Source organism: Streptomyces sp. NPDC001153 (assembly GCF_053598315.1).
The window spans coordinates 43,598-67,894 of the sequence record NZ_JBSFJZ010000027.1 but is presented as its reverse complement, the minus strand read 5'-3'; the positions used below and the strand labels follow the sequence as shown (position 1 = coordinate 67,894).

Below are 24,297 nucleotides of genomic sequence, written 5' to 3'. Positions count from 1 at the left end.
CTTTGAGGGGCAGGGCATGCCGCGCATCACGCCCGAGCGTCGGGAAGCCAAGCGAGCGCAGATCGTGGCGGCAGCGCGCCGGTGTTTCGCGCGGGGCGGCTTCCACCAGACCTCGATGCCGGACATCGCCGCCGCAGCCGGTGTTTCTGCGGGTGCCCCCTATCGCTACTTCGCGAGCAAGGAGGAGATCATCCTGGCCATCGCCGCGGACGCCTTCCGGCTGATCTTCGAGCCGATGGAGCGGGTGGCTGTGGCCGCTGACGCCCCTTCCCTGGGCGACCTGGTCGCCGCTTCCCTTCAGGCACTGAGTGCCGAGACCGTCACGGACGCCGCAGGGCAGGTGGTGCCGGTCGAGGAACTGCTGCAGTGCGTCGTGCAGACCTGGTCGGAACTACTGCGCAACGACGGCCTGCACGCCCGCGCCTTGGAGGGCTTCGAAAGGGTCCGTCGCAGCATCGCCGACGCCCTGCGCCGCGGACAAGCGGCGGGCGCTGTCCAAACCGTGGAGCCGGAGAGCGGCGCACGGGTACTGATCGGTCTGCTGCACGGATTCCTGCTCCAGCGTGTCGCCTTCGGCTTGACCGACACGGCGGGATTCAACGACGCCGTCCGGGGGTTGCTCGACGGAGCCGAGCGCCCAGACAACGCTGCGCGGTGAGCGTTCCCCAGCTCAAGCTGCAAATCCGCTGCACATGAGGATGCGGCACCCCCGCATCCGCCGGCGCCATGATGGCCCACTCCGCGGTGGTGTTCCGCTGACAGGCCACGGACGGCGGCGGGGGAGTGGCGCCCAGGCTGGGTTTGGGCCTGTGTGGGCCAAGGTCAGCACCAATGTCGGTCCACGACTGTCGCCCCGCGTCCGGCAGGCTCGCAAGGCGCGGTATCCGGACGGCAAAGCACTCATGTCGCCAGCAGGTCCGCGAATGGCGTATTCACCGACGCATCAGACGAACTCATCGAGCTCGCCGACTGGATCAATCCGATCGTGTCGGGCTGGATGACGTACTACGGCCGGTTCTACCGGTCGCAGTTGTATCCCTTCCTGCGACGCATCAACACCTACCTGATGCGATGGGCGCGGAAGAAGTACAAACGGCTGCGGGGCTATACACGCTTCCGTGCGTGGTGGACCGGACTCGTCCAACGAGCCCCGGGACTCGTCAAGCACTGGGCGTGGGACCGCGAGTTCGTGTGGACTCGATGAGAAGAGCGGAGTGACGGGAGACTGTCACGCTCCGTTCTGTGGGAGCCCGGGGTGAGATTCCCCCGGGCCACCCGACCCTCCGTGCGCTTGGGGCTGCGGGTAGCTCTCCGTAGGGTGCGGTTTCTGATCACGCGGAAGGGGAGAGCTGTTCGCGAACCCATTCGGGGTCGGGGTTGGTGTGTGGCTGGCCCGCCACGATGACGGTTGGCACGGTCTCGTTGCCGTCGTTGGCTGCTCTTACCGCTGCGGCTCCTGCCGGGTCGCGCCAGATGTTGACCCAGTGCAACTGGCGGGCGCTGCGGCCCAGCCGGATGCGCAGTCGGATACAGTACTTGCAGCCCGGCCGCCAGAAGACGACCGGTCGGCCGTCGACCGTGCTGCGGCGTTGTGCCTCCTGCGCGCCGATCGACCTCGGGAAGATCAGGGGTGAGTTCACGCCGGCGAGCGCCAGGAACGCCAGCAGGAGTGCTGTGGCTGTGTCGGGGCTCCCCTGGAAGATCTGCCCGGCCGCGACGGCTGAGCCGCTGAGCACAAGCAGTATGGGCAGGATCCAAGCACGCATCATGGTGACGCAGGCTATCGATGAGTCGAATTGCTCCTCGAACTAGGTCGTTCACCTGGGTGTTCGCCGCATGCTGAGGCGGCCTTCGTCTGATCATGTGCTCCGACCAAGGATGCACGTGACCACGACGAAGGCCGTGAAAGTGAGTCTGCTGCCTGACCATGCTCCGGGGGAAGCGTTCGCGAAAGCGTCACGCTTCCGGGAGGACCTATTCGACTGTCTGACCCGCGCGGGGACGAACCGTTCGACCTCACCGACGCGCTGTTGTGCGCGGACGGACCGGTGACGGCCCCGGTCGACCTGACGCTGGTGGCCGAGCACCGGCGCGGGCACGGCGCGATGTACGACGCGCTGAACAACGGGACCATCGACATGCCCCGGCTGCGGCAGGTACTGGCGGGCCTGCCCATGCCGCAGGCCGCCGACGGACGCCTGGTCCTCGCGGTCGACGTGAGCAGCTGGCTCCGCCCGGACGCGCCGACCAGCGCGGAGCGTCTGTTCTGCCATGTCTACGGCCGCAGCGGACGGTCCTCGGACCAGTTCATTCCCGGCTGGCCGTACTCGTTCGTCGCCGCGCTGGAGTCGAGCCGGACGTCCTGGTGCCAGCTCCTGGACGCCGTGCGCCTCGGTCCGGACGATGACGTCGCGGAGGTCACCGCAGCTCAGGTCCGCCGGGTGGTCACCGACCTGATAGAGATGGGCCGCTGGCACGCGGGCGACCGCGACATCCTCATCGTCTTCGATGCCGGCTACGACGCCCCGCGCATGGCCCACCTCCTCGACGGCCTCCCGGTCGAGGTACTGGGACGGATGCGCTCCGACCGCGTCATGCGACGGCCGACGCCCTCGCTCAAGGAGTACGCCCTGGCTTGCCCCCAGGGCGGGCGACCGCCGAAGCACGGCAAGGAGTTCCGCTTCGCCAGGCCGGAGACCTGGGGCGAGCCCGACGCGGCAACCGTGCAGGTCACCGACCGATACGGCACCGCCCGCGCGATGGCCTGGGACCGCATCCACCCCCGGCTGACCACCCGCTCCGCCTGGATCGACCACACCGGCGAACTCCCCATCGTCGAAGGAACGTTGATCCGCCTCCAGGTCGACCGCCTGCCCGGCGGAAGCGACCCGCTGCCCCTCTGGCTGTGGTCCTCAAAGACCGGGATGACGACCATCGACGTCGACATCCGCTGGCAGGTGTTCCTAAGGCGCTTCGACCTGGAACACACCTTCCGGCTCATGAAGCAGACCCTGGGCTGGACCCGGCCGAAGCTCCGCACCCCTGAGGCTGGTGAACGCTGGACCTGGATCGTCATCGCCGCCCACACCCAGCTCCGCCTCCTCCGTGAGGCAGCGGCCGATCTGCGACGGCCGTGGGAGAAGCCGGCCGAGCCCGGCCGACTCACTCCGGCCCGAGCCCGCCGGGGGTTCAGGAACCTCCGTCCCCACCTACTCTGTCCGGCCCATGCACCCAAACCCTCAACACCCGGCCCTGGAAGGCCAGTTGGCTCGAAGAAGCGGCGACCGGCCACCCGCTACGACGTGGGCAAGACCGTGAAACGACCCGAGAGCATCACCGAACGAAACCGACTCGGACCATAAAGAACAAGCTTACCGTCGGCGCTACGGTCGCCGCCCGAAGGCGGCTGACGAGGCGGGCCTGCGCGCCGCTGAGGCTTTGCTCGGAAGTCTCCTGGATCAGCTGGACGCTCTTCAGCGATAGGTGGCAGCGTGGCGATCCCGCTGCGTCGACGGTGGCTTCTCCCGCCCCTGAGCCGTCGCCCGGCGCCTCCGGTGTCAACGCCCCGGCTTCCGCCGCCAGCCCCGCAGTGCCGGAGCCTGACCGAGCGCCCGGTCCGTCACCTGGTGGGCCGTGGTGACAGCTCACCGTAGTCGGGCTGCTGGGCGTGACCCTGTTCAACACCCTTATCTACATCGCGGGGCGCACCACCTCGGCCACCAACCTGGCCCTCATCGCGGCGGCCTCCCCGGTGGGCATCGCGCTGTTCGCACGCCTCGGCGGTGAACGCCCGTCCCGGAACCGCGTCCTCGGCATGCTGCTCGCCCTGGTGGGCGTGGTGGCGCTGGTGGCCAAGGGCAGCCTCGCGGTGCTGCTGCACCTGGACTTCGCGTTCGGCGACCTCTGGATGGTCGCTGCCATGCTGACCTTCGCCGGTTACTCCGCCCTGCTCAAGCGCAAGCCGAAGGAGATTCCGGCGGTGGTGTTCCTGGCCGCGACGGTGCTGTTCGGCCTGGTCATGCTCGCTCCCGCGCAGGCGGTGTCGCTCACGGTGCAGGGCGGGTTCACCCCCACCTCAGGCAGTCTGTCCGCGCTGGCGTACATCGGCGTCGCCTCCTCCGCGCTGGCCTTCTTCGTGTGGAACAAGGCCGTCGAGATGATCGGCGCCACCCGCGCCGGAGTCATCTACTACCTCCAGCCCGTCTGCGTCGCCGTGCTCGCCTCCCTGAGCATCGGTGAGACCGCGACCCCCGCCCAGTTCGCCTGTATGGGCCTGGTCATCGCCGGCGTCGCCCTCTCCTGGCCAAGCGCTGATCCGCCCCGTCCCTTCGCTCGACCGAGCCGTCGCACAAGCAACCCCACACTGGAGAAGACCTTGTCCACCCTGTACTCCTTCCCCCAGATCAACAGCCGGCGCCTGCTGAAGGACATCAACCGCCTCGCCCAGATCGGTGCCGGAGCCGACGGCGCGATCTACCGGATCGCCGGGAACGACGCCGACATGGCGGCCCGCGACTGGATCGACAAGACCATGCGGGTCACCGGCCTGCACTCCTATTTCGACTCGGTGGGCAACGTGTTCTCCCGCCGCCTGAACACCTCCGGCCCCTGGCTGCTGATCGGCTCGCACTCGGACACCGTCCCCGAGGCCGGCCACCTCGACGGCGCCTACGGCGTGATCGCGGCCATGGAGGTGCTGCGCACCCTGCACGAGCACGACCATCCCATGGCGGACCACGTCGAGACCGTCGCCTGGTTCGACGAGGAGGGTGTCATGGAGGGCAGCAAGGGCGGGCTGACCGGGTCCACCGCCCTCACCCGGGACCCGCACGCCGACGACCTGTTCGCCTATGTCGAGCTCCATGTCGAGCAGGGCCCCCGGATGGAAGGGCCGGGCTCGACCTGGCACCGGTCACCGGCATCCTCGGCGTGCGCCGCTACACCCTCACCGCCACCGGTCAGGCCAACCACGCCGGTACCACCCCCTTCGAGCTTCGGCAGGACGCCGGCCGGGTGGCGACCCGTGCCGCGGCCGAGCTGAGGCGGATCTGCCAGGAGGCCGCCCCGGCGTCGATCGGCAATGCCGGCGTCATCTCCTTCCAGCTGGCCGCCGCCAACGTCGTACCCGGCACCGCCCGGGTGGAGCTGGAGGTCCGTGCGGGGACGGAGGTGCTGGACTCGATCGAGCGCTCGCTGGAGGACTTCGTGGCGAAGGTGGCCGCCGAGGAAGCGTGCGACGCAGTGGTGGAGCGTACGAGCGCCAAGCCGGCGGCCCTGTTCGACGAGCGGGTCTACGGCGTGGTGCAGGACGTGTGCCGGCAGCACACCGACCGGTGCAGGCCGCCGCTGTCGTACGCCGGGCACGACGCCTCGGTGATCTCCACCCGGCTGCCCACCGCGATGCTCTTCGTGCCGTCCACCGGAGGCTTCTCCCACTCCAACCGCGAGCACACCGCCGACGAGCATCTGGTCCTCGGCGCGCAGGCTCTCCTGGACACGGTCGTCCGCACGGGCGAGGCGATGCTGCCCCGGCTGCTGTCCGAAGAGCTGCTCGCCGCCTGACCGGGAGCCGCACCGCCCGCGGAATTCCCCGCGTAGTAGCCGGCCGCCATCTGCACCGCATGCTTCCACGGCGCGGCCGCGAACACGGGGGCGTAGGCAACCTGCTGGATCCAGGGGGACAGGTCGTCGACCCGGGCGGCCACCGCCCCCGTACGCGTCTCGGCCGGATCGGTGCCCGGACAACCGCCCTGCCAGGACAGGCTGCTGACCCCCACGACCGCTCCGGCGGCGCTCACCACGGGCCCGCCAGTGTCACCCTTGCAGATCGCCGCGCCGTCCGACTTTGCGGCCAGATCGAGGGTGGTGGCGGCGGTGTTCTGGACGGTGAACGCGGCCGCGTGAACCTGGCCGGGCACCCACTCGTCCCGGGTCCGCCCGAACCCGGCGGCCTGGACCTCGTCCCCGGCGCCAGGCGCAGCCCCGGCCACCGGGAGCGGGGTGATACCGCTGACGGGCTTGGCCAGTTGGGCCATCACCACGTCCCGGTCCGTGCGCGGCACCAGGTTCACCACCTGCTGGGCGCCGCCACCGATGGCGACGGTCGTCTTCAGCTTCGGCGCGCCGGACGCGAGCGTTGCGCCCGGCGTGTCGGTGAAGCAGCTCGCGGCGGTCAGCAGCCACTGCGCGGCCACCAGGGTGGCCGAACAGCCGCGCTGGCCGCCCACATCCAGGCGTGCGGTGGCGGCCGAGACCGTGGCAGAAGCGGCCGGACCGGACACGGCGGTGGCGGGTGCGGTGGTCACAGTGGCGGCGGCCATGGAGGTGGCGGCGATCAGAGCGCCGGTCCACGCGGTGCGCGGACGAAAGCCGGACATGAAAACAACTTCCTTGCTGTCGTACGAGAGCGGAGAGAGGGCAGGCGGATGGACCGGGTCAGCCGGTGACCCGCAGTTCCAGCAGCACCGTCGGCGCACCGCCGGCCGCGCCCTCGCACCGGACTTCGCCCCAGTCAGGACCATGACCGCCGATCACCTCACCGCCGCCGCTGCCGGTCTCCGGGTTCTCGACCGGTTCGACCGGCACGACTTCGCCGCCGTCACGCAGGCCGCCACCGAACCCCCCCTCCACGTCTACCGGGCCGCCGTCGAACGCCGCCTCTGGCACCGGCTGTCCTCGACCGACCGGGCCGACCTGATCACCGCTCTCGGGGAGGTCCGTTGGCCTGCGGCAGCGAACAGTCCTTCCACGCAATTGCGGCCCGGAACCTGCCGCCACCTGGCCCTCACAGAGACGAGAATCCGGTGTACGAGATTCGCCCAGCCACTGACGACGACGCCAAGGGAATTCACGAACTCCTCCGGGCGCGCGATGACTGGGCTCGCCAGCGTGGCCTGTTATCTCCAGACAGCATCCTCTGCGCGTGCTGATGGGAAACGCCGGCAGCGACATGGCGTTGATGCTGCTCACGGAGGACAAGGCCGTTGTGGGCTGCGGCGTGCTGTACGCCACCACACCGGGGGGGACATGGACCGCCAGCGAGCGCGCCGAGCGGTCGATGAGCCTGGCCATGATGCACACCCATCCCAATCAGCGCGTCGCCCGGCTGACCGGCTTGATGACCCTGTGGGTGTTCGACTACGCCGCCCGGTGCACCAGCCCCGTGCTGCAGTGGGTGCGCTGCTCGGTCCCTGATAACCGGCTAGCTTGCTGGTTCGTGTCGGGAGGTCCGGTCCTTGTGGGTCCGCTGCGGGTGCGGCGACACCCGGCCGAAGCCGCCCGCGGCCCGCGATCTTCGCCGGGACTGCTGCAGTTGAGTGACAGCAAGCGCGGCTCCCCGGAAACGCTCACAATCTGACGAGCCGATTTCTTTCACCTTCTTCTGGGGTTCGATGTGTCACCCAGCAGGCGGTCACCTGCGTGTGCCACCCATGGAGGTCATCGGATGAATCTTCGTGCCTGGGTTGCAGCACCGCTGGCGGGCGCGGCTGTCGCTCTCGTGTCTGCGTCGACGTGCGCCGCTGCGCAGGCGCCTGCACGGCACGCGGCCGCCTTCCGGCGGCTTCATGAAGATGAAGACGACGGGCCCCACGGCCCCTGGCGTCCTGATGTCGGCCCACGCGGTGGGCTGACTCGCCTGAGGTGTCACCAGCCTCGTCCAGGCGCTCAGGAGCTCATCGCTCCGTCCACCACCAGGTCGTGCCCCGCCACGTACCCGGCCTGGGGGGAGGCGAGCCACAGCACCGTCCGGGCGATCTGCTGGGCGGAGCCCACCATTGCGGCGGGACTCTCCGCGGCCATCCGCCTGCGCCGGTCCTCCTGGCTTTCGCCCGGGCGGGACGCCCACATGGGGGTGTCCACGGGGCCGGGCGAGATCGCGTTGATCCGTATGCCCTCCGCGATGAACTCCCGCGCCGTCGCCCGGGTGAGCGACAGGACGCCGGCTTTGGAGGCGGAGTAGGCCGCCAGCGCCGGGACCGTCATGTGGGCCGCGTTCGAGGCATTGTTGACGATGACGCCCCCGCCGTTGTGTCGCATCTGGTTGATTTCGTGCTTCATCAGCAGGAACGTGCCGGTGAGGTTGGTCGACATGATCTCCTCCCAGTCCGCGCGGGAGAACTCGGCGAGAGAACCGACCAGTGAGACGCCCGCGTTGTTGAAGGCAACGTCCAGTGCCCCGTAGACGGACACGGTCCTGCGGACGAGGTGACTGACATCGTCCTCGGATCGCACGTCGCAGGGCACGGCGAGGGCCTCGCCGCCGTCCTCACGGACCGCCGCCACGGCCTGGTCGAGCTTCTCACGGTTGCGCCCGGCCATCACCACGGCCGCGCCCTGCCGCGCGAAGGCGAGCGCCGTGGCCCGGCCGATCCCCGAGCCACCACCGGTGACGAGGACGACTTGCCCCTCGAACTGAGTGCCCTTCTCCATGTCCCGCGGACTCACGCCGACGCTCTCCAGTCTCCGATGATGCCGCGGAACAGGCCGTCCGTTCCCGGTTCCAGCTCTCCCCGGCGGTGGACCGACAGCGCCAAAGTCGCGGGGTCCAGTTTTCCGACCGGGGTGCTGAGATCGGCGGTGGCAGCCGCCAGCAGGCCGAAGAAGGTTCGCGCCAGCCGGATCGCCGTGTCCTGCCCCACGAGCCGCGGCCGGTTCTCCAGTTCGAGGGCCAGCTCCCCGCGGCGCCACCCCAGGGAGAACGTGATGTCGTAACGCGCCGAACCTGTCACCAGTTTGTTGGTGGCGAGCGTCGCGGTGTCGAGGCTCCGCGTGGGCGCCGGGGTGTTCTGCAGGATGAACATCGTCTGGAAGTAGGGCGTACGCTCGGGCTCCACGTGAGGCGCGAGCTCGTCGAGCAGCACGCCGTAGGGGATGTCCTGGTTCGCGTGGGCCGCCATGACCAGGCGGTGGGTGTCCTCCACCAGCCGGCCCACGGGTACATCGGGCCGGAACACATACGGCATCACGAGGGTGTTCACGAAGAAGCCGACCACGTCCCGCCACCGCTGGTCGGTACGCCCGGCGAAGGGCGTACCGACGGCCAGGTGGTCGCAGCCGGTCAGCCGCGACAGCGCCAGCTGGTAGATGGCGAGCCCCAGCACGAAGAACGACGTGCCGCAGGCGCGTGCCGCCTGATGTGCGTCCTGGATCAGGCCCTGCGGGAGGCCCAGCCAAGCCATGTCACCTCCCCACCAGGGCGCCTCGCGGTCCTGGCTCTCCCCGGGCCAGGGCAGGGGCCCGGGCGGGCTCGCCAGCCGCTGCCGCCAGTGGTCGAGCTGCGTCTCATGGACGCCGCGTTCGATCCGCCGGCGCTGCCACACCGCGAAGTCGACGTACCGGTGAACGGGGGCGGGGCGGCCAGGCACGCCGGACAGCAGGGCGCGGTACCGGTCCTCCAGGTCGTCGAAGAAGACCGGGGAGGACCAGCCGTCGAAGGCGATGTGGTGGAAGTTCACGATCACCGCGGTCTCGTCCGGTGCCAGGCTCACGAGGTGGGCCCGGGTGGTGGGCTCCGACCGCAGGTCGAAGGGGCGTGCGGCCTCGGCCGACCCGATCTCCCGCAGCCGCCGGATCCGCTCGGTCTCCGGCAGCCACCGCAGGTCGTGCCTCAGCACGGGTACGTCCCCGGGGGCGTGCAGCCGGGCCGTGAGCCGCCCGGCGGACTCCTCGAAGGAGGCCCGCAGCGATTCGTGACGCGCCACCACGCCCCGCAACGCGCGCTCCAGCGCGCTGAGGTCCACCGCACCGCGCAGCAGCACCGCGATCGGCACGTTGAACGCGGCCGAATCCGGGAACCGGCCCTGATACGCCCAGTGCCGTTCCTGCCCGAGCGAGGCCCGCCAGGCCGACCCGGCGCCCGCGGTGCGCGGACGGTCGTCGTACGCCGTGCTCATGCCTGTGCCTCCTGCTGTCCCGTCCGGCCCAGGACGACCTCGGCGAGCGCCGCGGGCGTGGGGGCGTCGAACAGATCGGCGACGCTCATGGTCACCGCGTACCGGTCCTGGAGCCGGGACACCAGCTGGACCGCGCTGAGCGAGTCGCCCCCCATGTCGAAGAAGTCGTCGTCGGGCTTGATGTCGCCCAGCCCGAGGGTCTCCCCGAGCAGGCGCACCACCTCGGTCACGGCGTCGTCCGCGGGCTCGGGCGCTCGGAGCGCCTCCTGTCCGGCCCGGACGGCAGGCGGCGTCGGGGCCTCCCGCGCCGGAAGCAGCGTCTCCTGCGGCCTCGCCGGTGCGGCGGTAGTGGGCGCCTCGGCCACAGTCCATTCCTCCGCCGGGACCACCGCCACCTGCGGGGGGACGTGCTCTGTCAGCAGACGCATCAGCGCGTCGATCCCCTCGTCGAGCGTGATGCCCGAGGTCAGGCCGATCGGCGCCGACTCGTCGCGGGCGACGCGCTCCGTACGGCCCGGCGCGGGCGCCTCCGGCGTGAGGGCGATCTTGGTGTAGCCGCTGACCGTGACCACCGCCCGGCCCAGCGCGTCGTACAGCTCGGCGTCCACCGTGGACCGGCCGACCCGCTCCGGGCGGCGCACCATGTGAACCATCAGCTGACCGGGCACCTCCCCGTACACGACCGCCCTGCGGCAGGTGAAGGGTACGTAGTCGCCGGCCGGGAGGTTCAGCGCCAGCGAGCGGTCGAGGAGGGCGGGGTGGACCGGGTGCGCGTCGAGGTCGCCGAGGTGCTCCGCGCTCAGCTCCAGACGGCCCACCGTCACGTCGGTCTCCCGGTACGCCTCGCGGACGCACGCGAACCTCTCCCCGAAGGCGAAGTCCGTGGTCGCGCCCTGTGGTGCTCCGGGAGTGACGGCCGGCCAGCCCTCACTGAGCGCGGCCAGGTCAGCGGTCGGCCGGGCGGCGTCCTGGGAGCGGTCCACGGACACCCGGGCCCGTGCGTGCACCGTCGGCCGCGCCTCGCCCGCGGCGGCACGGACCGTCGCGGCCCAGGCCCCCTCGGCCGTCTCCGCCAGGACGACGGTCACCTCCGTCGGCTCCGCCACGAACAGGGGCTCGGAGAGCACCAGGTCTTCGATGACGACGGGGTCGAGGTCGTCGGCGCCGCCCACCTCCCGCACGGCCCGCACCAGGAGGTCGAAGTAGGCGGCCCCGGGCAGCAGCGCCCGGCCCTGCAGGCGGTGTTCGTCCACGACCCAGTCGCCGGGCGCGACGACGGTCGTCCAGCGCACCCCGCCCGCCTGGGGCTCCGCCCGGTCCGTGGTGTGGTCCGGGGCCGCACCGGCCATCCCGACCTCGTGCCAGGTGGGCCAGTCGACGCTGACGGTGACTGGGGCTCCGGGGGGTGTGCCCACGGCGACCGCGTCCATGAAGGCGTTCGCCGCCGCGTAGTCGGCGCTGCCCAGCAGCCCGTTGAGGGCGGCCCGGCTGGAGAACAGCATGAGGAACCGGATGCCGGGCGTGCGGGCGACGACCTTGTTCAGCACCAGCGTGCCGGTCACCTTCGCGCGCAGGACCGCTTCCATGTCCGGGCGCGACCGGGTGCGCAGCAGCCCGCCGCCGGCGACGCCCGCGGTGTGCAGAACGCCGTGCACGGCGCCGTAGCGGGAGCGCAACTCGTCGAAGAGGCCCAGCGTGGCCTCGGTGTCCGAGACATCGACCGCGTGCAGCGTGACCTCCGCGCCGGCCGCCTCCATCGCGGCGACCATCGGGGCGACCCGCTCGGTCTCCTCGGGCCGGTCCGCCTTGCGTCCCAGCAGGGCGAGGCGCGGGCGCAGCCCCGTGTGGGCCAGCGCCTGGGCCACCGCGAGACCGATGGCCCCGAGCCCCCCGGTGACCACGTAGACGCCGCGTTCCTCCAGCAGCGTGCCGACCGGCCCGGGGGCCTCGTACGCCGTGCGGTCCGGCACCCAGCGCCGACTGCCGCGCAGCGCCAGGACCGGGTCCGTGGAAGAGGGGTCGGCGAGTTCGGCGGCGAGCACCGCGGCGGGCACGTTGCGGATGTCGATCAGCCGCACCTGCCCGGCGCCCGCTTCCAGCGCCGCGGACCTCACCAGGGCGCACGCGGCAGCGCGGGCCGGGCACAGGCGCTCGGCACCGGTGACGTCCACGGCGGATCGGGTGACGACCGCAAGGGGCAGCGGGCGGTTGTCCGCGTCGCGCCGCCCGGCGGCCGACTGAAACAGCTCGACGACGGACCACAGGGCCTCGTCCAGGGCCTCGGGCGCGTCTGCCGCACCGTCGTCCCCTGCCGACTCGGCGAAGGCCCGGCCGTGCACCAGCAGGCGTACGTCGACGGCCTGTTCGGCGAGATGGCCGAGATAGGCGGCGATGTCCTCGGGGTGCCCGCGCCGTACCGTGCCGCGGTAGTCGGCGGCCTCGTACACGGTGCCTTCGGTGACCGGGATGGCCCGGTAGCCGGCCAGTTGGACGGAGGTCAGCAGCTCCCGCGCGACGGCCGGGTCGGCCGGGGTGAGCACCACGGCGTGGCCGTTGCTGCCGGGTGTGCGGCGTGGCGCGGCCGGCACATGCCGGGTCGGGCGCCAGCCGGGCAGCGCGAGCACGGGGCGCTCGGGGGGCGCGGGGTGCGCCGCTTCCTGGTCGTGCCGAGGCGCCTGCCGGGTGTCCCGCTCGCCCTCGGAGGCGGCCGCCGGGCGTCGCTTCCCCGCGGCGAACGGCAGCCAGAACTCCCGGCGCTGGTACGGATAGGACGGCAGCGCCACCCGGTGTGTGTCCTCCGGGCGCGGCAGCGCCTCCCAGTCCACGTCGGCCCCGTCGCACCAGGCGTGGGCCAGCGCCTGAAGCAGCATGGGCCAGTCGGCCTTGCCGCCGGCCGACTCGGTGGCCCTGGGAAGGCTGCCGACGGCCCGGTGACCGGCGTCGCGCATGCCGGGATGGCGCCGGATCAGGCTGGTCAGTGCCTGTCCCGGCCCCACTTCGAGGATGCGGGCCGGATCCTGCCCGGCCAGGGTGTCCAGGGCGTGCCCGAACAGCACGGGCTCGACGAGCTGTTCGGCCCAGAAGCGGGGTGAGGTGGCCTGCGCGGCCTCCAGCGGCCGGCCGCTGGAGGCGGAGATCACCGGGATCCCGGGGCCGCGCAGCGCGCAGCCCGCCAGCAGGTCGGTCAGTTCCGCCACCGCCGGAGCCATCATCGGCGTGTGGAAGGCGTGCGAGGTGGACAGCAGCCTGCCCTGCACGCCGCGCGCGGCCAGGACCTCTCGGAAGGCCTCGATCGCCTCGGCCGGACCGCCGACCACCACCTGCTGCGGGCCGTTGACCGCGGACACCGCGACCTCCGCGGAGAGCAGCTCCCGCACCACGTCCTCCGCTCCGGCCACGGCGAGCATCCGGCCGGGCGGCATGCCCTGCATCAGCTCAGCCCGGCGGGCGACGAACCGTACGGCGTCGGCGAGCGGCATGACCCCGGCCAGCGTCGCCGCGACGACCTCGCCCACGCTGTGACCGACGAGGGCGGCGGGCTCCAGGCCGAAGGCGCCGAGCGTGCGGGCCAGGGCGTACTCGACGGAGAACAGCAGCGGCTGGGCGTGCACGGTCCGGGCGACGACTTCCGGGTCGCTCTCCTCCTGCCACATCTTCAGCAGGTCGATGCCGAGGGCGTCGGAGAACAGCGACAGGCACTCGCGCACCCGGGCGTCGAAGTCCGGCAGGCGGGCGGCCAGGCCCGCGGCGGCCCCCGGGTGCTGTGAGCCCTGCCCCGGCAGGGCGAACACCAGACGCCGACGCGTGCCGTCCGACAGCGCGGTCGGCTGCGTGTCCGGGTCGGCGAGGGTTCGCGCGGCCTCGGCCGGCCGGGTGAAGGTCAGCGCCGCCCGCACGGGCAGGGCCCGGCGCCCCACCTGGGAGGTGAGGGCCACGTCGGCCGCGGTCTCGTCCGGCAGCGCGCCGAGGGCTTTCGCCAGGCGGGCGCGTACCCGGCTCTCGGCTTCCCTGTCGGTCCCGCTCCACACCAGCAGCTCGGTGCGCTCCGGGCGAGCCGGCACCCCTGCGGGGCTCGGGGCCTCCTCCAGGATCACGTGGGCGTTGGTGCCGCCGAAGCCGAACGAGCTGACCCCCGCGCGGCGCGGTGATTCCGCCACGCGCGGCCAGGGAAGCACCGAGTCGGCCACACGGAACGGGGTCTCCTCCAGCCGCAGCTGCGGGTTGGGCGTGCGTACGTTGATGGTCGGCGGGATGCTCTCGTGGTGCAGCGCCAGCACCGTCTTGATCAGGCCGACGATGCCGGAGGCCGGGCCGAGGTGGCCCAGGTTCGACTTCACCGAGCCGATCGCGCAGCTGCCCGGCCGCAGCTCGCCCGAGGCGACCGCGAGCATGGCCTGATGCAGCCCGTGGATCTCGACGGGGTCGCCCATCTGGGTGCCGGTGCCGTGCAGTTCCACGTAGGACACGGTGTCCGGCTCCACCCCGGCGACGGCCAGGGCCTCGGCGATGGCGCGGCTCTGCCCCTCGGAGCTGGGCGCGGTGAACCCGGGGCGTCCGGCGCCGTCGTTGTTGATCGCGGAGCCCCTGATCACGGCGTGGACCGGGTCGCCGTCCGCGAGCGCGTCGGCGAGCCGTTTGAGGACCACCACGCCGCCGCCGCTGCCGAAGACTGTGCCGCTCGCCTCGGAGTCGAGCGGACGGCAGTAGCCGTCGGCGGAGTCGATGCCGCCGGCCACGTGGCGGTAGCCGCGGCCGTACGGGGTCTCGATCTCCACGCCACCCGCCAGGGCGATGTCGCAGTCGCCGAGCCGGAGGGCCTGGCAGGCCAGGTGGGTGGCCACCAGGGAGGTGGAGCAGGCGGTGCGGACGTTCAGGCTGGGGCCGCTCAGACCGAGCCGGTAGGAGGTGTAGGTGGCCAGGTAGTCGATGTTGTTGGACACCAGCGCGACCATCTCGCCCACCTGGGCGAGGAGTTCGGGATCGGCCCTGATGTGGTCGTCCACGTAGTTGTCGCTGGCGCAACCGCCGTAGACGCCGATCTCACCGTCGTAGCGGGACGGCTCGTAGCCGGCGTGCTGCAGGGCGGTCGAGCACAGCTCGAGGAAGAGCCGGTGCTGCGGGTTACGCAGCTCGCTCTCGCGCGGGGAGATGCCGAAGAACGTGTTGTCGAACCCGCCCACGTCGTCCAGGAGCGGTCTGGCGCGTATGTAGTGCGGGTCCTTGAGCAGCTCCGGGTCCTCGCCCGCGGCGAGCAGCTGTTCTTCGCTGAGCCGGTGAATGCTGTTCCGCCCCGCCAGGAGGTTGCGCCAGAACTCATCGGCGTCTGCCGCGTCGGGTACCCGCACGGACAGTCCGATGATCGCGATGGCGTCGCTGGTCACTGCTCCGGTGCCTTTCTTGCTGGGGATGGGTGGTTCCGTGGGGTCAGCCCCGGCCCTGCTGCCGTCGGCGCAGGGCGGTGCGGACCGCGCGGCGGGCGTCGCGCTCGCCGGTCGCCGTGTGCGGCGTTCCTGCGCGGCGCGGTGCCCGGGCGGGCCGGGCGGCGGGGGCGTCCCTGCCGCCGAGGTGGGCGGCGAGGTCGCGGGGCGTGGCGAAGCGGAAGACGTCCGCCAGCGTGAGCCCGAGCCCGTCCACCGTGACCAGCAGGTGGTACAGCTGGAGCAGGCTCATCGACACCATGCCCGCGTCGAAGAAGACGGTGTCGGGGGTCAGGTCCGTGCCCGGCGGGCACAGTTCCCCGGCCCGCTCGGTGATCAGCCGGGCGAGGTCCCCGGCCGCCGGCCGGCCGTCCCCCCGGGCGTCGCGCCCGCCTCGCCGGTCCCGCAGCTGTCCGAGCAGCGCGGGGACATCGGCCTTGCCGTTGCGGTTCATCGGAAGGGCCGGCAGCCGGATCCAGTACGCCGGCTGCTGCCAGCGGGGCACTGTCCGCGCGAGTTCGGCGGCGAGATCGTCGGTGCTGCCGAGGCCGGTCCCGGCGACCCAGGCGATCAGGCCGCCGCCAGGGTGGTCCGGGTCGGTGGCCACGGCACACTGGTCGACGCCCTCCAGCCGGGCGATCGCGCCCTCCACCTCGTCCAGTTCGATCCGGTAGCCGCCGAGGGAGACCTGCCGGTCACGGCGGCCCACCAGGCTCACGGCGCCATGCCGGTCGCGGCGCGCCAGGTCCCCGGTCGGGTAGCGGCGGACGCCGTCGGCGAGGGCTGTGCTCGCCCGCCGGTCCGGTGCGTTCAGGTAGCCGAGGGCCAGTCCCCGGCCGACGACGACGAGTTCGCCTGTCTCGCCGGTCAGCGCGGCACGGCCCGCCGGGTCGACGACCTCCAGGCGGCGGTACGGGGTGCCCCGCCCGATGGGCACGGTGCCGCGCCGCCCGGCCCCCGGGTTCGTCCGGTCCCACGGGTGCAGGCTGCTGGCCTGCGGGGTCTCGGTGGTGCCGTAGAGGTTGAAGAGCGCGGCGCCCGGGGCCAGCGCGGCGGTTTCCTCGGCACGGGCGTCGTGCAGCGGTTCGCCGTGGAAGACCACGGCCCGCACCGAGGGCAGGACCCGTTCGGCCCTGACGGCGGCGAGGATGCCGGCCTGCGTCGGCGTCAGATGGAGCACGGTGGCCCCGGACGACTCCAGCAACTCCAGGTGCGCCTCAGGCCGCTCGGTCTGCCCGGGGCCGGGCAGGTGCACCCGGGCGCCGAGGACCAGCGGCAGCAGCAGACTCCTCAGCACCGGGTCGTGGGCGGGCGGCGTGGTGAGGCAGAAGACGTCGTCGCTGCCCAGGCCGAGCTCCGCCGCGTACCAGGCCAGCGGCTCGGGCAACGCGTCGGCGGGCAGCACCACGAGCGCCGGCCGCCCGGAGGTCCCGGAAGTGACGATGAGGTGACCAGGCGCGTCCGGGGTGAACTCCTCCTGGCGCCCGTCGGGTTCGCACCCGCTCAACGCGGACGGCTCGACGCTCTGGTACGGCACTCCCGGCACCGTCTCCGGCCCGATCCCCAGCGCGAGGCAGGCGTCGGCCGCGGCGAGCACGTGCCGGCGCCACGGGGTGGGGGCCTCGGCATCGACGAGCAGCACCGGCCGTCCGGCGTGCCAGGTGCCGAGGATCGCCGCGGCGAGCCCGGCGGTACGGCGGGCCATGACGGCGACGGGCCGGCCGGGCTCGGTCCGCTCGCGGACCAGGGAGCTGACGCGGCGGACCCAGAGGGCGAGGTCCCCGTACGTGACCGTTCCCGTACCTCCCACCAGGGCGGGCCGCTCCGGCCACCGCTCGGCCTGGTCCAGCACGGCACGGACCAGGTCGGCACAGGTCCGGCCCGCCTCGAGGGACGGCGCGGGCCCGGAGGTGTCCCCGGCCCCCAAGGGCTCCGCGAGCACCGACAGCAGGGCTTCCCGGCACGCCTGGAGGAAGTCGTGGGCCGTGTCGGTGTCCCAGAAGTCCGTGGCGTGGACCAGCCGCAGGCGGTAGCCCCCGTCGGGGCGGCGGGACAGATACAACCCGAGGTCGAACAGGGACCAGCGGGTCGGCGGCTCCACGGGGACGGCGGGGTGGCCGCCGAAGGAGGCGGGCGGATCGGCCTGCGTCAGGTCGTTGAACCATGCCTGGAACAGCGGATTGCGGTCCGGTGACCGCTGCGCGCCGACCTCCGCCACGATCTCGTCGAAGGTGACCCCCATGTGCTCCGCCGCGGTGAGCACCGCCTCGGCCACCGGCCGCAGGACCTCACAGGTCCCGGCGCCCTCGGGGACGTCGACGCGTACGGGGACGGTGCGCATGAAGAAGCCGACGGCCTCGTGCTGTTCCTCCGTCTCGCGCCCCGACATCGGCACGCCCACGAGCACGCTGCGCTGCCCGGTCCAGGCGCTGAGGGCCCGCGCGAGGGCGCTGACGGCGAGGGTGGCGACGGTGACCCGCTGGCCCCGGCAGACCCGGTCCAGGTCCCGGCTCGTGTCCGCGTCGAGGTCGGCCAGCGTCTCCGCCCCGCGGTGGTCCGGCAGCCCGGGGCGCGGGCGGGCGCGGGGCAGGTCCAGCCGCTGCGGCACGCCGTCCAGCCAGGAGCGCCAGAAGGCCAGGTCCTCGGCGTGCCGGGAGGCGGCGCGGTCGTCCTCGGGTGCCGAGGCCAGCGCGTCGCCGAACTGGACGGGGTTCGGCAGCCGCGCGGCGCCCCGGCCGGATCGTGCCGCGTACAGCTCGGCGAGGTCGCGCTGGAGGATGTCCAGGGAGCGCTGGTCGGAGACGAGGTGGTCGACGCACAGCACCACCCGGGACTCCGTGCGCGCGGTGTCGCGCAGCAGGCCCACCGCCAGGCGGGGCAGCAGCTCGGAGGGGAAGGGCACGTCCGCGACCTCGGCGACGAAGTCCCGTACCGCGCCGTCGGTGACCGTGCCGACCGTGCGCTCGGTGAACCGCTCGGGCCAGGGCGGGAGCGCGACGCGCCGGTGCGGCTCCGTGGAAGGCGCCCGCTCCAGCACCGTACGCAGGGACTCATGACGGGCGATCAGGTCGGCGCAGGCCGCGCGCAGGAGGTCGGGGTCCAGCGCGCCCCGCACCTTCAGCACGCCCACCACGTTGTAGGCGGGGGAGTCGGGGAAGACCTGCTGCCACAGCCACAGCCGCCGCTGCTCGGGGGAGGCCGGGCCCGAGCCGTCCGCCCGCCGGGTGACGGGCCGGGCGCGCTCCGGTGCCGTCCCGGGCAGGCGGGCGCGCAGCCCGGCGAGCGAGACGTTGTCCCGGAGGAAGAGGGACAGCGGGAGCCTGACCCCCCACCGGCCGAGGATCCGTCCGGCGAGGCGGGCTGCGGCCAGGCTGTGCCCGCCCACGTCGAGGAAGCCCAGGGTCTCGTCGTCGGGGACGGCGCCGACGGCCTCCTCCCAGCAGTCGAGAAGGTCGTCGGCCGGCCGGTCGGCGGCCCGGCGGGCCGGGGTGAGGGCGGCCAGCCGCTCCTCGGCCAGCGCCCGCAGGGCCTTGTGGTCCTGTTTGCCGCTGCTGGTGAGCGGGATGGTCGCGGCGGCCATGAACAGCGCCGGCACGAATGCCTCGGGCAGCGCGGCCGCCACACGCTCCCGCAGCCCGCGCCACAGGTCCTCGTCCGGCTCGGTCCCCGGCGCCGGGACGACGAAGGCGCACACGGTGAGGGCGCCGTCCGGGCCGGGCGCGGCGACCACCACGCTGTCCCGCACCTCCGCCGTGTCGCGCAGCACGTCCTCGGTCTCCCGCAGCTCCACGCGCTGGCCGCGGATCTTCACCTGGTGGTCTTTTCGTCCCAGGTACTCCAGGGCGTCACCGTGCCGGCGCACCAGGTCGCCCGTCAGGTAGAGCCGGGGCACCGGGCACCACGCGGGCGCCGGAACGAACGCCGCCTCGGTCAGGTCGGGCCGGTTCAGATAGCCGAGGGCCAGGGGGATGCCCCCGATGGCGAGCTGACCGACCCCGCCGTCCGGTACCGGCCGCATGCCCTCGTCGAGGATCACCAGGGTGCAGTTGTCGATGGGGCCGCCGATCAGGACGGTGTCCAGGTCGTCAGTGCGCCGGGGGCACTCCCAGGCCGTGACGTCGATGGCCGCCTCGGTCGGCCCGTACAGGTTGTGCAGGTCCGCGTCGAGGACGGACCGGAACCGCCGTACGAGGCCCGGGGCCAGGGCCTCGCCACTGCACACGACCGCGCGCAGCGAGGCGCACCGGTCGGCGCCGGGCCAGCGCAGGAATTCCTCCAGCATCGACGGCACGAAGTGACAGACCGTCACTCGGTGGCGGGTCACCCAGTCCACGACCTCGCCGGGATCACGGTGCGCGCCCGGCGGCATGAGCACCTCGGTGGCGCCGGAGACGAGCGGGCCGAGCAACTCCCACCCGGAGACGTCGAAGGTGGCGGGCGTCTTCTGCAGGATGCGGTCCGCGGGTCCGAAGCCGTAGGTGTCGCACATCCACAGCAGCCGGTTGCACAGGGCCAGGGAGGGTACGACGACGCCCTTGGGATCACCGGTGGAGCCCGAGGTGAACAGCACGTAGGCCGGGTGGTCGTCGGCGACGCGGGTCAGCGGCGCCCATTCCGGCGGTGCGGTGGCGCCGGAAGCGGGGTGTGCGTCCAGGCGCAGCACCCGGGTGGTGCCGTCCTCCCGGCCGTCCAGGCTCTCCGCGGTCTCGCCGGTGACCAGCGCGAGCGCGGCTCCGGAGCGGCGTAAGATCCCCAGGCGCCGCTCGTGCGGGTCCTCGGGGGCCAGTGGCAGATAGGGCAGGCCGGCCTTCAGCGCGCCGAGCAGGGCGAACACCAGGGCACGCCCGCGCGGCACGCAGACGGCCACCACGTCACCGGGCCGGCCGTCGGCGTCGGCGAGGAGGCGGGCGACCGCGTCGGAGGCGGTCTCCAGTTCGGCGTAGGTGACCGTCCCCGCGTCGTCGACGAGCGCGACGGCGTCCGGCGTGGCGGTGGAGACGGCCCGGACGAGTCCGGGCACGCCGAAGGGTGCCGGGCGGTCCCGGTCCGGTCCTCGCAGGATCGCACCGCTGACGTCGGCCGTCGAGCCGTCCATGCGCATTCCCTTCCGGTGCAGTGAGGCGTGGGAGAGTTGGTGGAGTTCCAGTCGGCTGGGGGCTGGGATTCCGGAGTCAGCTGCCATCCGTGGCGAACTGGCGCGCCCGGCGGTCGTTGCGGCGCAGCAGTACCAGTCCGGCGCCCAGCCAGGCGGCGCCGACCAGGGCCTCCAGGGTGGCCTGTGACGCCCAGGGCCGGCCGTCGGCCAGGGCCCGCAGCGACTGGGCGCCGTGCGTCAGGGGCAGCAGCTGCGACACCCACCGCACGGGCGCGGCCAGCCGATCGGCCGGCGCGATGATGCCGCACAGCACGAGCAGGGCGTACACCGCGAAGTTGGTCAGCACGGCCGAGGCCGGGTGCAGGGCAGCCACCGCCGCGACGGCGAGGCCGAACGCGGTGGCGCTCAGCGCGGTGAGCACGAACAACCCGGAGCCCTGGAGCAGCGCGCCCATCAGCTGCCACTCCCCGAAGTAGGCGCACACGCCCACGACCGCCACCAGCGCCGAGGCCACCGCCTCCACGAGGTAGATCCAGCACCGGGTCAGCTGCACGAGGGGCAACCCGGGCCGGCTCGTGCGCACTCGGTACAGGGTGCCGGCGGTCAGGTCCTCGGTCATGCTGTCGGCCGCCTTGACGACCGTGGCGAGCGACAGCACGTGCACACAGGCCCCGACGATCGCGAACCGCCGTCCTTCCAAGCCGCCCGCGAGGTATCCGAGGTAGGCGAGGAACAGGGGCTGCAGTACGGATCGGGGCACGGTGGAGCCGATGAGGGTTTTCACCCCGTACACGGCGAGGTAGTCGCGGCGGGCAGCCCCGGCGACGACCGTCAGCCCGCGCAGGCGTTCAGGCGAGCGCAAGGGTGCCTCGCTCTCTCGCGCGGTGCAGCACCGTGTGAAACGCCCAGCGGGCCAGCAGCGCGTAGCCGCCCGTGGTGGCGCACAGGCAGACCCACGCCGTGACGCTCTGCGTGCGGCCCTCCGCGGCGGCGGTGAGCAGTTCGGTGGCCCAGCGCAGCGAGATCACGTCGGGTACGTGGCGCAGCCAGCCGGGCAGCAGCTCGATCGGGACGATCATGCCGCCGAGCAGGGACATCGGGTAGACCAGCGCCTCGGCGATCCGCATGGCGGCGGGCGTCAGCAGGAACAGGCAGCTGAGCAGCGCGCCCAGTACCAGGGCCGAGCCGAACGTGGCGAGAGCGGCCAGCGTGAAGGCGCCCACGTGCGCGATGCGCAGCGGCTCGCCGGTGAGCAGGCCGACGCAGCCGATGGTCAGCGTGATCAGCAGGGCGCAGCGCAGGGCTGTGCCGATCGTCTTGCCGAACAGCACCACTCCGAGGCCGGCCCGTCGGGTGAGGATGCCTGGCAAGGTGCCCTGCGCCAGTTCCTCCCGCAGGATCAGGCCGGTCTGCCAGATGGCGCAGCTCCACAGCGCGAGCACGCCGCAGCCGAGCTGGATCTGCCGGGGTGTCAGCAAGGACTGCGGGCCGCGGGCGAGCAGCGTGGCCAGGCACAGTGCCGCCGGCACCACGCAGCCGGGGATCACGGCGCTGAGGATGTGCTGCTGCCTGAGCTGGAAGATCATGGTGTGCCGCAGCACCGACAGGTGGGCACGCGGTCCGCCGCCGGCCCGCGGCGCGGGCCCCTTGTGCGGGCTTCCGAGGGTCGTCATCCGGCCTCCCCGGTGCGCAGGCCCGCGAGGCGGTTGAACACCTGCTCCAGCCCGACGGGCTGGACGCGTACGTCCCTGATGGCGCCCGAGGGCCACCGGCGGGACAGCTCCCGCAGGGACTCGGCGGTCCACTCGGCGACCTCGAACTCGGTGCGCCACAGGGCCTCGTTGGACGCGCGTTCACTGGACAGCACCTGGATGCCGAAGCCGCCGTCCGCGTCCGCCCCGACCGGGCAGGGGCTGTCGGACAGGACCGCGACCGTGGTCGCGCCGCCGCTCTGCTCCAGCAGGTCGGTGAGCGGCAGGTCGTGGCTGACGCGCCCGTCGCGGAGGATCACCACGCGGGAGGCCAGCCGTTCGATGTCCTGCAGGTTGTGACTCGTGAGCAGGACGCCGACGCCCTCGTCGGGCAGCTTGGCCACGACCGAGCGCAGCCGTTCGGTCTCCAAGGGATCCAGGCCCACGGTGGGCTCGTCGAGCATCATCAGCGCCGGGCGGGCCATGAGGCCGACCGCGAGGTGGAGCCGCTGCTTCATGCCCTTGCTGAACGTGCCGACGGAGCGCTCCGCCACGTCGAGCAGCCCCACGGAGGCGAGCGCGTCGCGCGCGGTGGCGGCGAGGGACTTGGTCGGCAGGCCTGACAGGGAGCCGAACAGCATGGCGTTGTCGAGGGCGGACAGCCTCGGGTAGAGCCCGCGGTCGCCGCCGAAGACCACGGACAGGCGGGTGCGGACCGCTCTGGAGTCCGACGCCACGTCGATGCCGTCGACCAGGACCCGGCCTCGGGTCGCGGTCAGCAGGGTGGCGATGATGCGCAGCAGCGTGGTCTTGCCGGCGCCGTTGACGCCCAGCAGTCCGACGATCTCACCGCGGCCGACCGTGAAGGACACCTCCGACAGGGCGGTGACGACCTTCCTCTTGTCGACGTAGTCACGGCCCACGCCGTCCACCACCAGGGCGGGCGGGGTCACCTCGCTCCCTCCCGCGCGCCCGGCACACCGGCATCGGACGGCTCCCAGGCGGCGGTCCAAGGCTGCTGCCACTCCGCGTCAGGCAGGGCCCGTCGGCCGAACCGGCGCAGCCACTCGGAGGTGTCCACCGGGGACGTCTCGGCGCGCGGCGAGGACGCGAGCGGCAGCGCGACCGACCACAGCGGGCTGAGGTGGGCGCCGCGTGCCACCTTCGCCTGGTATGTCTCCATGCCGAGGTGGAGCACTCTCAGCCCCTGCTGGTGCATGTATTCGATGGGCAGGTAATAGCAGAGCGCATAATATTCGAAGGCTTTTTCGGTCTGTGTGTAGTCGAACCCGACCGCTCGCGCGTACAGCACCTCGCCGAATTCGTACATCAGGGAGAAGCCGACCAGTCGGCCGGAGCGGCGCGCGGTAAAGACTCTGGAATATCTGCCGAGCATTTCGACCTGGCCGGCGAGATAATCTCTCATTCCTTCGTCACGCGCCTCATGTCCGTATTTCCGCTGGAGTTGCCCAAGTAGCGGCGCGGCCTCCTCGTAGCAGTCCTCCAGTTTTTCCAGGCCCAGCTCATACCCGGCTGACCGGAACGTGGAGAACTCGTGCCTGACGGCAACTCTCCGCTTACTGCTGAGATTCCGCAGATATCCCTCGAAGGAGGCGCCGTCGGTCACCACCGCGGCCTCGGCGCCGTCCAGGGCGACCGCCGCGCCGCGTTCCCACAGCAGCCGGGCGGTGCGGGTGGTCACGAAGGGGAACAGGCAGCCGCGCTCGCCCCGGGCCTCGGCCCGCTCCAGCGCCGCCGCCAGGAGCCCGTCCACCTCCGCGTCCGTCTCGGCGGGCAGTTCGAACCGGTAGCCGCGCCGGGCGCCCGCCAGCGTCCAACTGCCGCCCATGCCAAGCAGGTCGAGATGGCGTTGGCGCGCGTAGAACGGGTTGTGCTCCACCTCCACGTCATACACCGGGAGGGCGCCGACAAGTCGGTCCCGCCGGCGGGCAAGGAGGTACTCGACACCGGCTCCGGGCTCTCGCTCGACCGAGTCGAGCCACGCGTGCGACGCGTACAGCCCCCCGATCGCGGCGAGGGCGTCCCACTCTGCCGCCGCGACATCCGTCAGGGACGGCACGGCACGCACCTTGACCGTGACCGACAAGGCGCATCCCCCTTCCGCTCGCCATGGTTCATTGCAAGGAACCCGTCGAGGATTCCGCCTCGCCAGAGGGAAACTGAGCGCAGAGAAAAGGAGT

General features: G+C 72.4%; 15 protein-coding genes and 2 pseudogenes. 6 read left to right on the top strand and 11 right to left on the bottom strand.

All coding sequences use genetic code 11. The annotated features are described in order from the left end of the window. The first annotated feature begins 16 nt into the window (after window positions 1-16). The gene (locus ACWDEN_RS28380; RefSeq protein WP_351602157.1) at window positions 17-658 is read left to right on the top strand and encodes a TetR/AcrR family transcriptional regulator; all 642 of its coding nucleotides are present in this window, start codon (window positions 17-19) and stop codon (window positions 656-658) included. A gap of 153 nt (window positions 659-811) precedes the next feature. After that, window positions 812-1,204 (top strand): group II intron maturase-specific domain-containing protein, encoded by a 393-nt coding sequence (locus ACWDEN_RS28375; RefSeq protein ID WP_450860537.1) that lies wholly within the window; start codon window positions 812-814, stop codon window positions 1,202-1,204. Between the two features lie 127 nt (window positions 1,205-1,331). On the opposite strand, the gene ACWDEN_RS28370 is transcribed toward ACWDEN_RS28375, so the two are convergent. After that, window positions 1,332-1,769 carry a glutaredoxin domain-containing protein gene (locus ACWDEN_RS28370; RefSeq protein ID WP_351602152.1) on the bottom strand — a complete coding sequence of 146 codons (438 nt, stop codon included), beginning with the start codon at window positions 1,767-1,769 and terminating at the stop codon, window positions 1,332-1,334. 109 nt (window positions 1,770-1,878) lie between these two features. On the opposite strand from ACWDEN_RS28370, the pseudogene ACWDEN_RS28365 reads away from it, so the two are divergent. The 3 genes and pseudogenes from ACWDEN_RS28365 to ACWDEN_RS28355 all read left to right on the top strand — a co-directional run bounded on the left by ACWDEN_RS28365 (window position 1,879) and on the right by ACWDEN_RS28355 (window position 5,562). Then, a pseudogene (locus ACWDEN_RS28365) lies at window positions 1,879-3,362 on the top strand (NF041680 family putative transposase). Window positions 3,363-3,667: 305 nt separating this feature from the next. Continuing rightward, a complete protein-coding gene (locus ACWDEN_RS28360) occupies window positions 3,668-5,041 on the top strand; it encodes a M20/M25/M40 family metallo-hydrolase (RefSeq protein ID WP_450860535.1) in 1,374 nt (457 codons plus the stop codon). Next, window positions 4,930-5,562: a M20/M25/M40 family metallo-hydrolase gene (locus tag ACWDEN_RS28355; RefSeq protein ID WP_450860533.1), complete on the top strand. Its 633-nt coding sequence runs from the start codon at window positions 4,930-4,932 to the stop codon at window positions 5,560-5,562. The genes ACWDEN_RS28360 and ACWDEN_RS28355 overlap by 112 nt, the downstream gene beginning before the upstream one ends. 119 nt (window positions 5,563-5,681) lie before the next feature. Here ACWDEN_RS28355 and ACWDEN_RS28350 read toward each other — a convergent pair. Further along, window positions 5,682-6,320, bottom strand: a pseudogene (locus ACWDEN_RS28350) (S1 family peptidase); the annotation flags it as partial. Window positions 6,321-6,435: 115 nt separating this feature from the next. Continuing rightward, the gene (locus tag ACWDEN_RS28345; protein ID WP_450860532.1) at window positions 6,436-6,666 is read right to left on the bottom strand and encodes a hypothetical protein; all 231 of its coding nucleotides are present in this window, start codon (window positions 6,664-6,666) and stop codon (window positions 6,436-6,438) included. A gap of 256 nt (window positions 6,667-6,922) precedes the next feature. Between ACWDEN_RS28345 and ACWDEN_RS28340 the strand changes: the two genes are divergently transcribed. Further along, entirely contained in the window at window positions 6,923-7,357 is a 435-nt protein-coding gene (locus tag ACWDEN_RS28340; RefSeq protein WP_351602144.1) for a hypothetical protein, read from the top strand. A gap of 308 nt (window positions 7,358-7,665) precedes the next feature. Here ACWDEN_RS28340 and ACWDEN_RS28335 read toward each other — a convergent pair whose 3' ends face one another. The 8 genes from ACWDEN_RS28335 to ACWDEN_RS28300 all read right to left on the bottom strand — a co-directional run bounded on the left by ACWDEN_RS28335 (window position 7,666) and on the right by ACWDEN_RS28300 (window position 24,176). After that, window positions 7,666-8,430, bottom strand: a complete 765-nt coding sequence (locus tag ACWDEN_RS28335) for an SDR family NAD(P)-dependent oxidoreductase (protein ID WP_450860604.1) — start codon at window positions 8,428-8,430, stop codon at window positions 7,666-7,668. Between the two features lie 11 nt (window positions 8,431-8,441). Continuing rightward, a complete protein-coding gene (locus ACWDEN_RS28330) occupies window positions 8,442-9,893 on the bottom strand; it encodes a condensation domain-containing protein (RefSeq protein ID WP_450860530.1) in 1,452 nt (483 codons plus the stop codon). After that, window positions 9,890-15,274, bottom strand: coding sequence for a type I polyketide synthase (locus tag ACWDEN_RS28325; RefSeq protein ID WP_450860529.1), 5,385 nt, complete (start codon window positions 15,272-15,274; stop codon window positions 9,890-9,892). The genes ACWDEN_RS28330 and ACWDEN_RS28325 overlap by 4 nt, the downstream gene beginning before the upstream one ends. Window positions 15,275-15,317: 43 nt before the next feature. Next, window positions 15,318-20,405 (bottom strand): amino acid adenylation domain-containing protein, encoded by a 5,088-nt coding sequence (locus tag ACWDEN_RS28320; RefSeq protein ID WP_450860527.1) that lies wholly within the window; start codon window positions 20,403-20,405, stop codon window positions 15,318-15,320. 76 nt (window positions 20,406-20,481) lie between these two features. Then, window positions 20,482-21,267 carry an ABC transporter permease gene (locus tag ACWDEN_RS28315; protein ID WP_450860525.1) on the bottom strand — a complete coding sequence of 262 codons (786 nt, stop codon included), beginning with the start codon at window positions 21,265-21,267 and terminating at the stop codon, window positions 20,482-20,484. Beyond that, window positions 21,254-22,078 (bottom strand): ABC transporter permease, encoded by an 825-nt coding sequence (locus tag ACWDEN_RS28310; protein ID WP_351602129.1) that lies wholly within the window; start codon window positions 22,076-22,078, stop codon window positions 21,254-21,256. The genes ACWDEN_RS28315 and ACWDEN_RS28310 overlap by 14 nt, the downstream gene beginning before the upstream one ends. Further along, complete coding sequence (locus ACWDEN_RS28305; RefSeq protein ID WP_351602126.1) at window positions 22,075-23,049, bottom strand: ABC transporter ATP-binding protein; 975 nt, start codon at window positions 23,047-23,049, stop codon at window positions 22,075-22,077. The genes ACWDEN_RS28310 and ACWDEN_RS28305 overlap by 4 nt, the downstream gene beginning before the upstream one ends. Continuing rightward, entirely contained in the window at window positions 23,046-24,176 is a 1,131-nt protein-coding gene (locus ACWDEN_RS28300; protein WP_450860522.1) for a peptidogalycan biosysnthesis protein, read from the bottom strand. The genes ACWDEN_RS28305 and ACWDEN_RS28300 overlap by 4 nt, the downstream gene beginning before the upstream one ends. Window positions 24,177-24,297 lie beyond the last annotated feature (121 nt).

Excerpts from the sequence above, each read along its gene's own strand:
- ACWDEN_RS28380 (WP_351602157.1), top strand. The coding sequence starts at position 17 with ATGCCGCGCATCACGCCCGAGCGTCGGGAAGCCAAGCGAGCGCAGATC.
- ACWDEN_RS28370 (WP_351602152.1), bottom strand. The coding sequence starts at position 1,769 with ATGATGCGTGCTTGGATCCTGCCCATACTGCTTGTGCTCAGCGGCTCA.
- ACWDEN_RS28335 (WP_450860604.1), bottom strand. The coding sequence starts at position 8,430 with ATGGAGAAGGGCACTCAGTTCGAGGGGCAAGTCGTCCTCGTCACCGGT.
- ACWDEN_RS28330 (WP_450860530.1), bottom strand. The coding sequence starts at position 9,893 with ATGAGCACGGCGTACGACGACCGTCCGCGCACCGCGGGCGCCGGGTCG.
- ACWDEN_RS28320 (WP_450860527.1), bottom strand. The coding sequence starts at position 20,405 with ATGGACGGCTCGACGGCCGACGTCAGCGGTGCGATCCTGCGAGGACCG.
- ACWDEN_RS28310 (WP_351602129.1), bottom strand. The coding sequence starts at position 22,078 with ATGACGACCCTCGGAAGCCCGCACAAGGGGCCCGCGCCGCGGGCCGGC.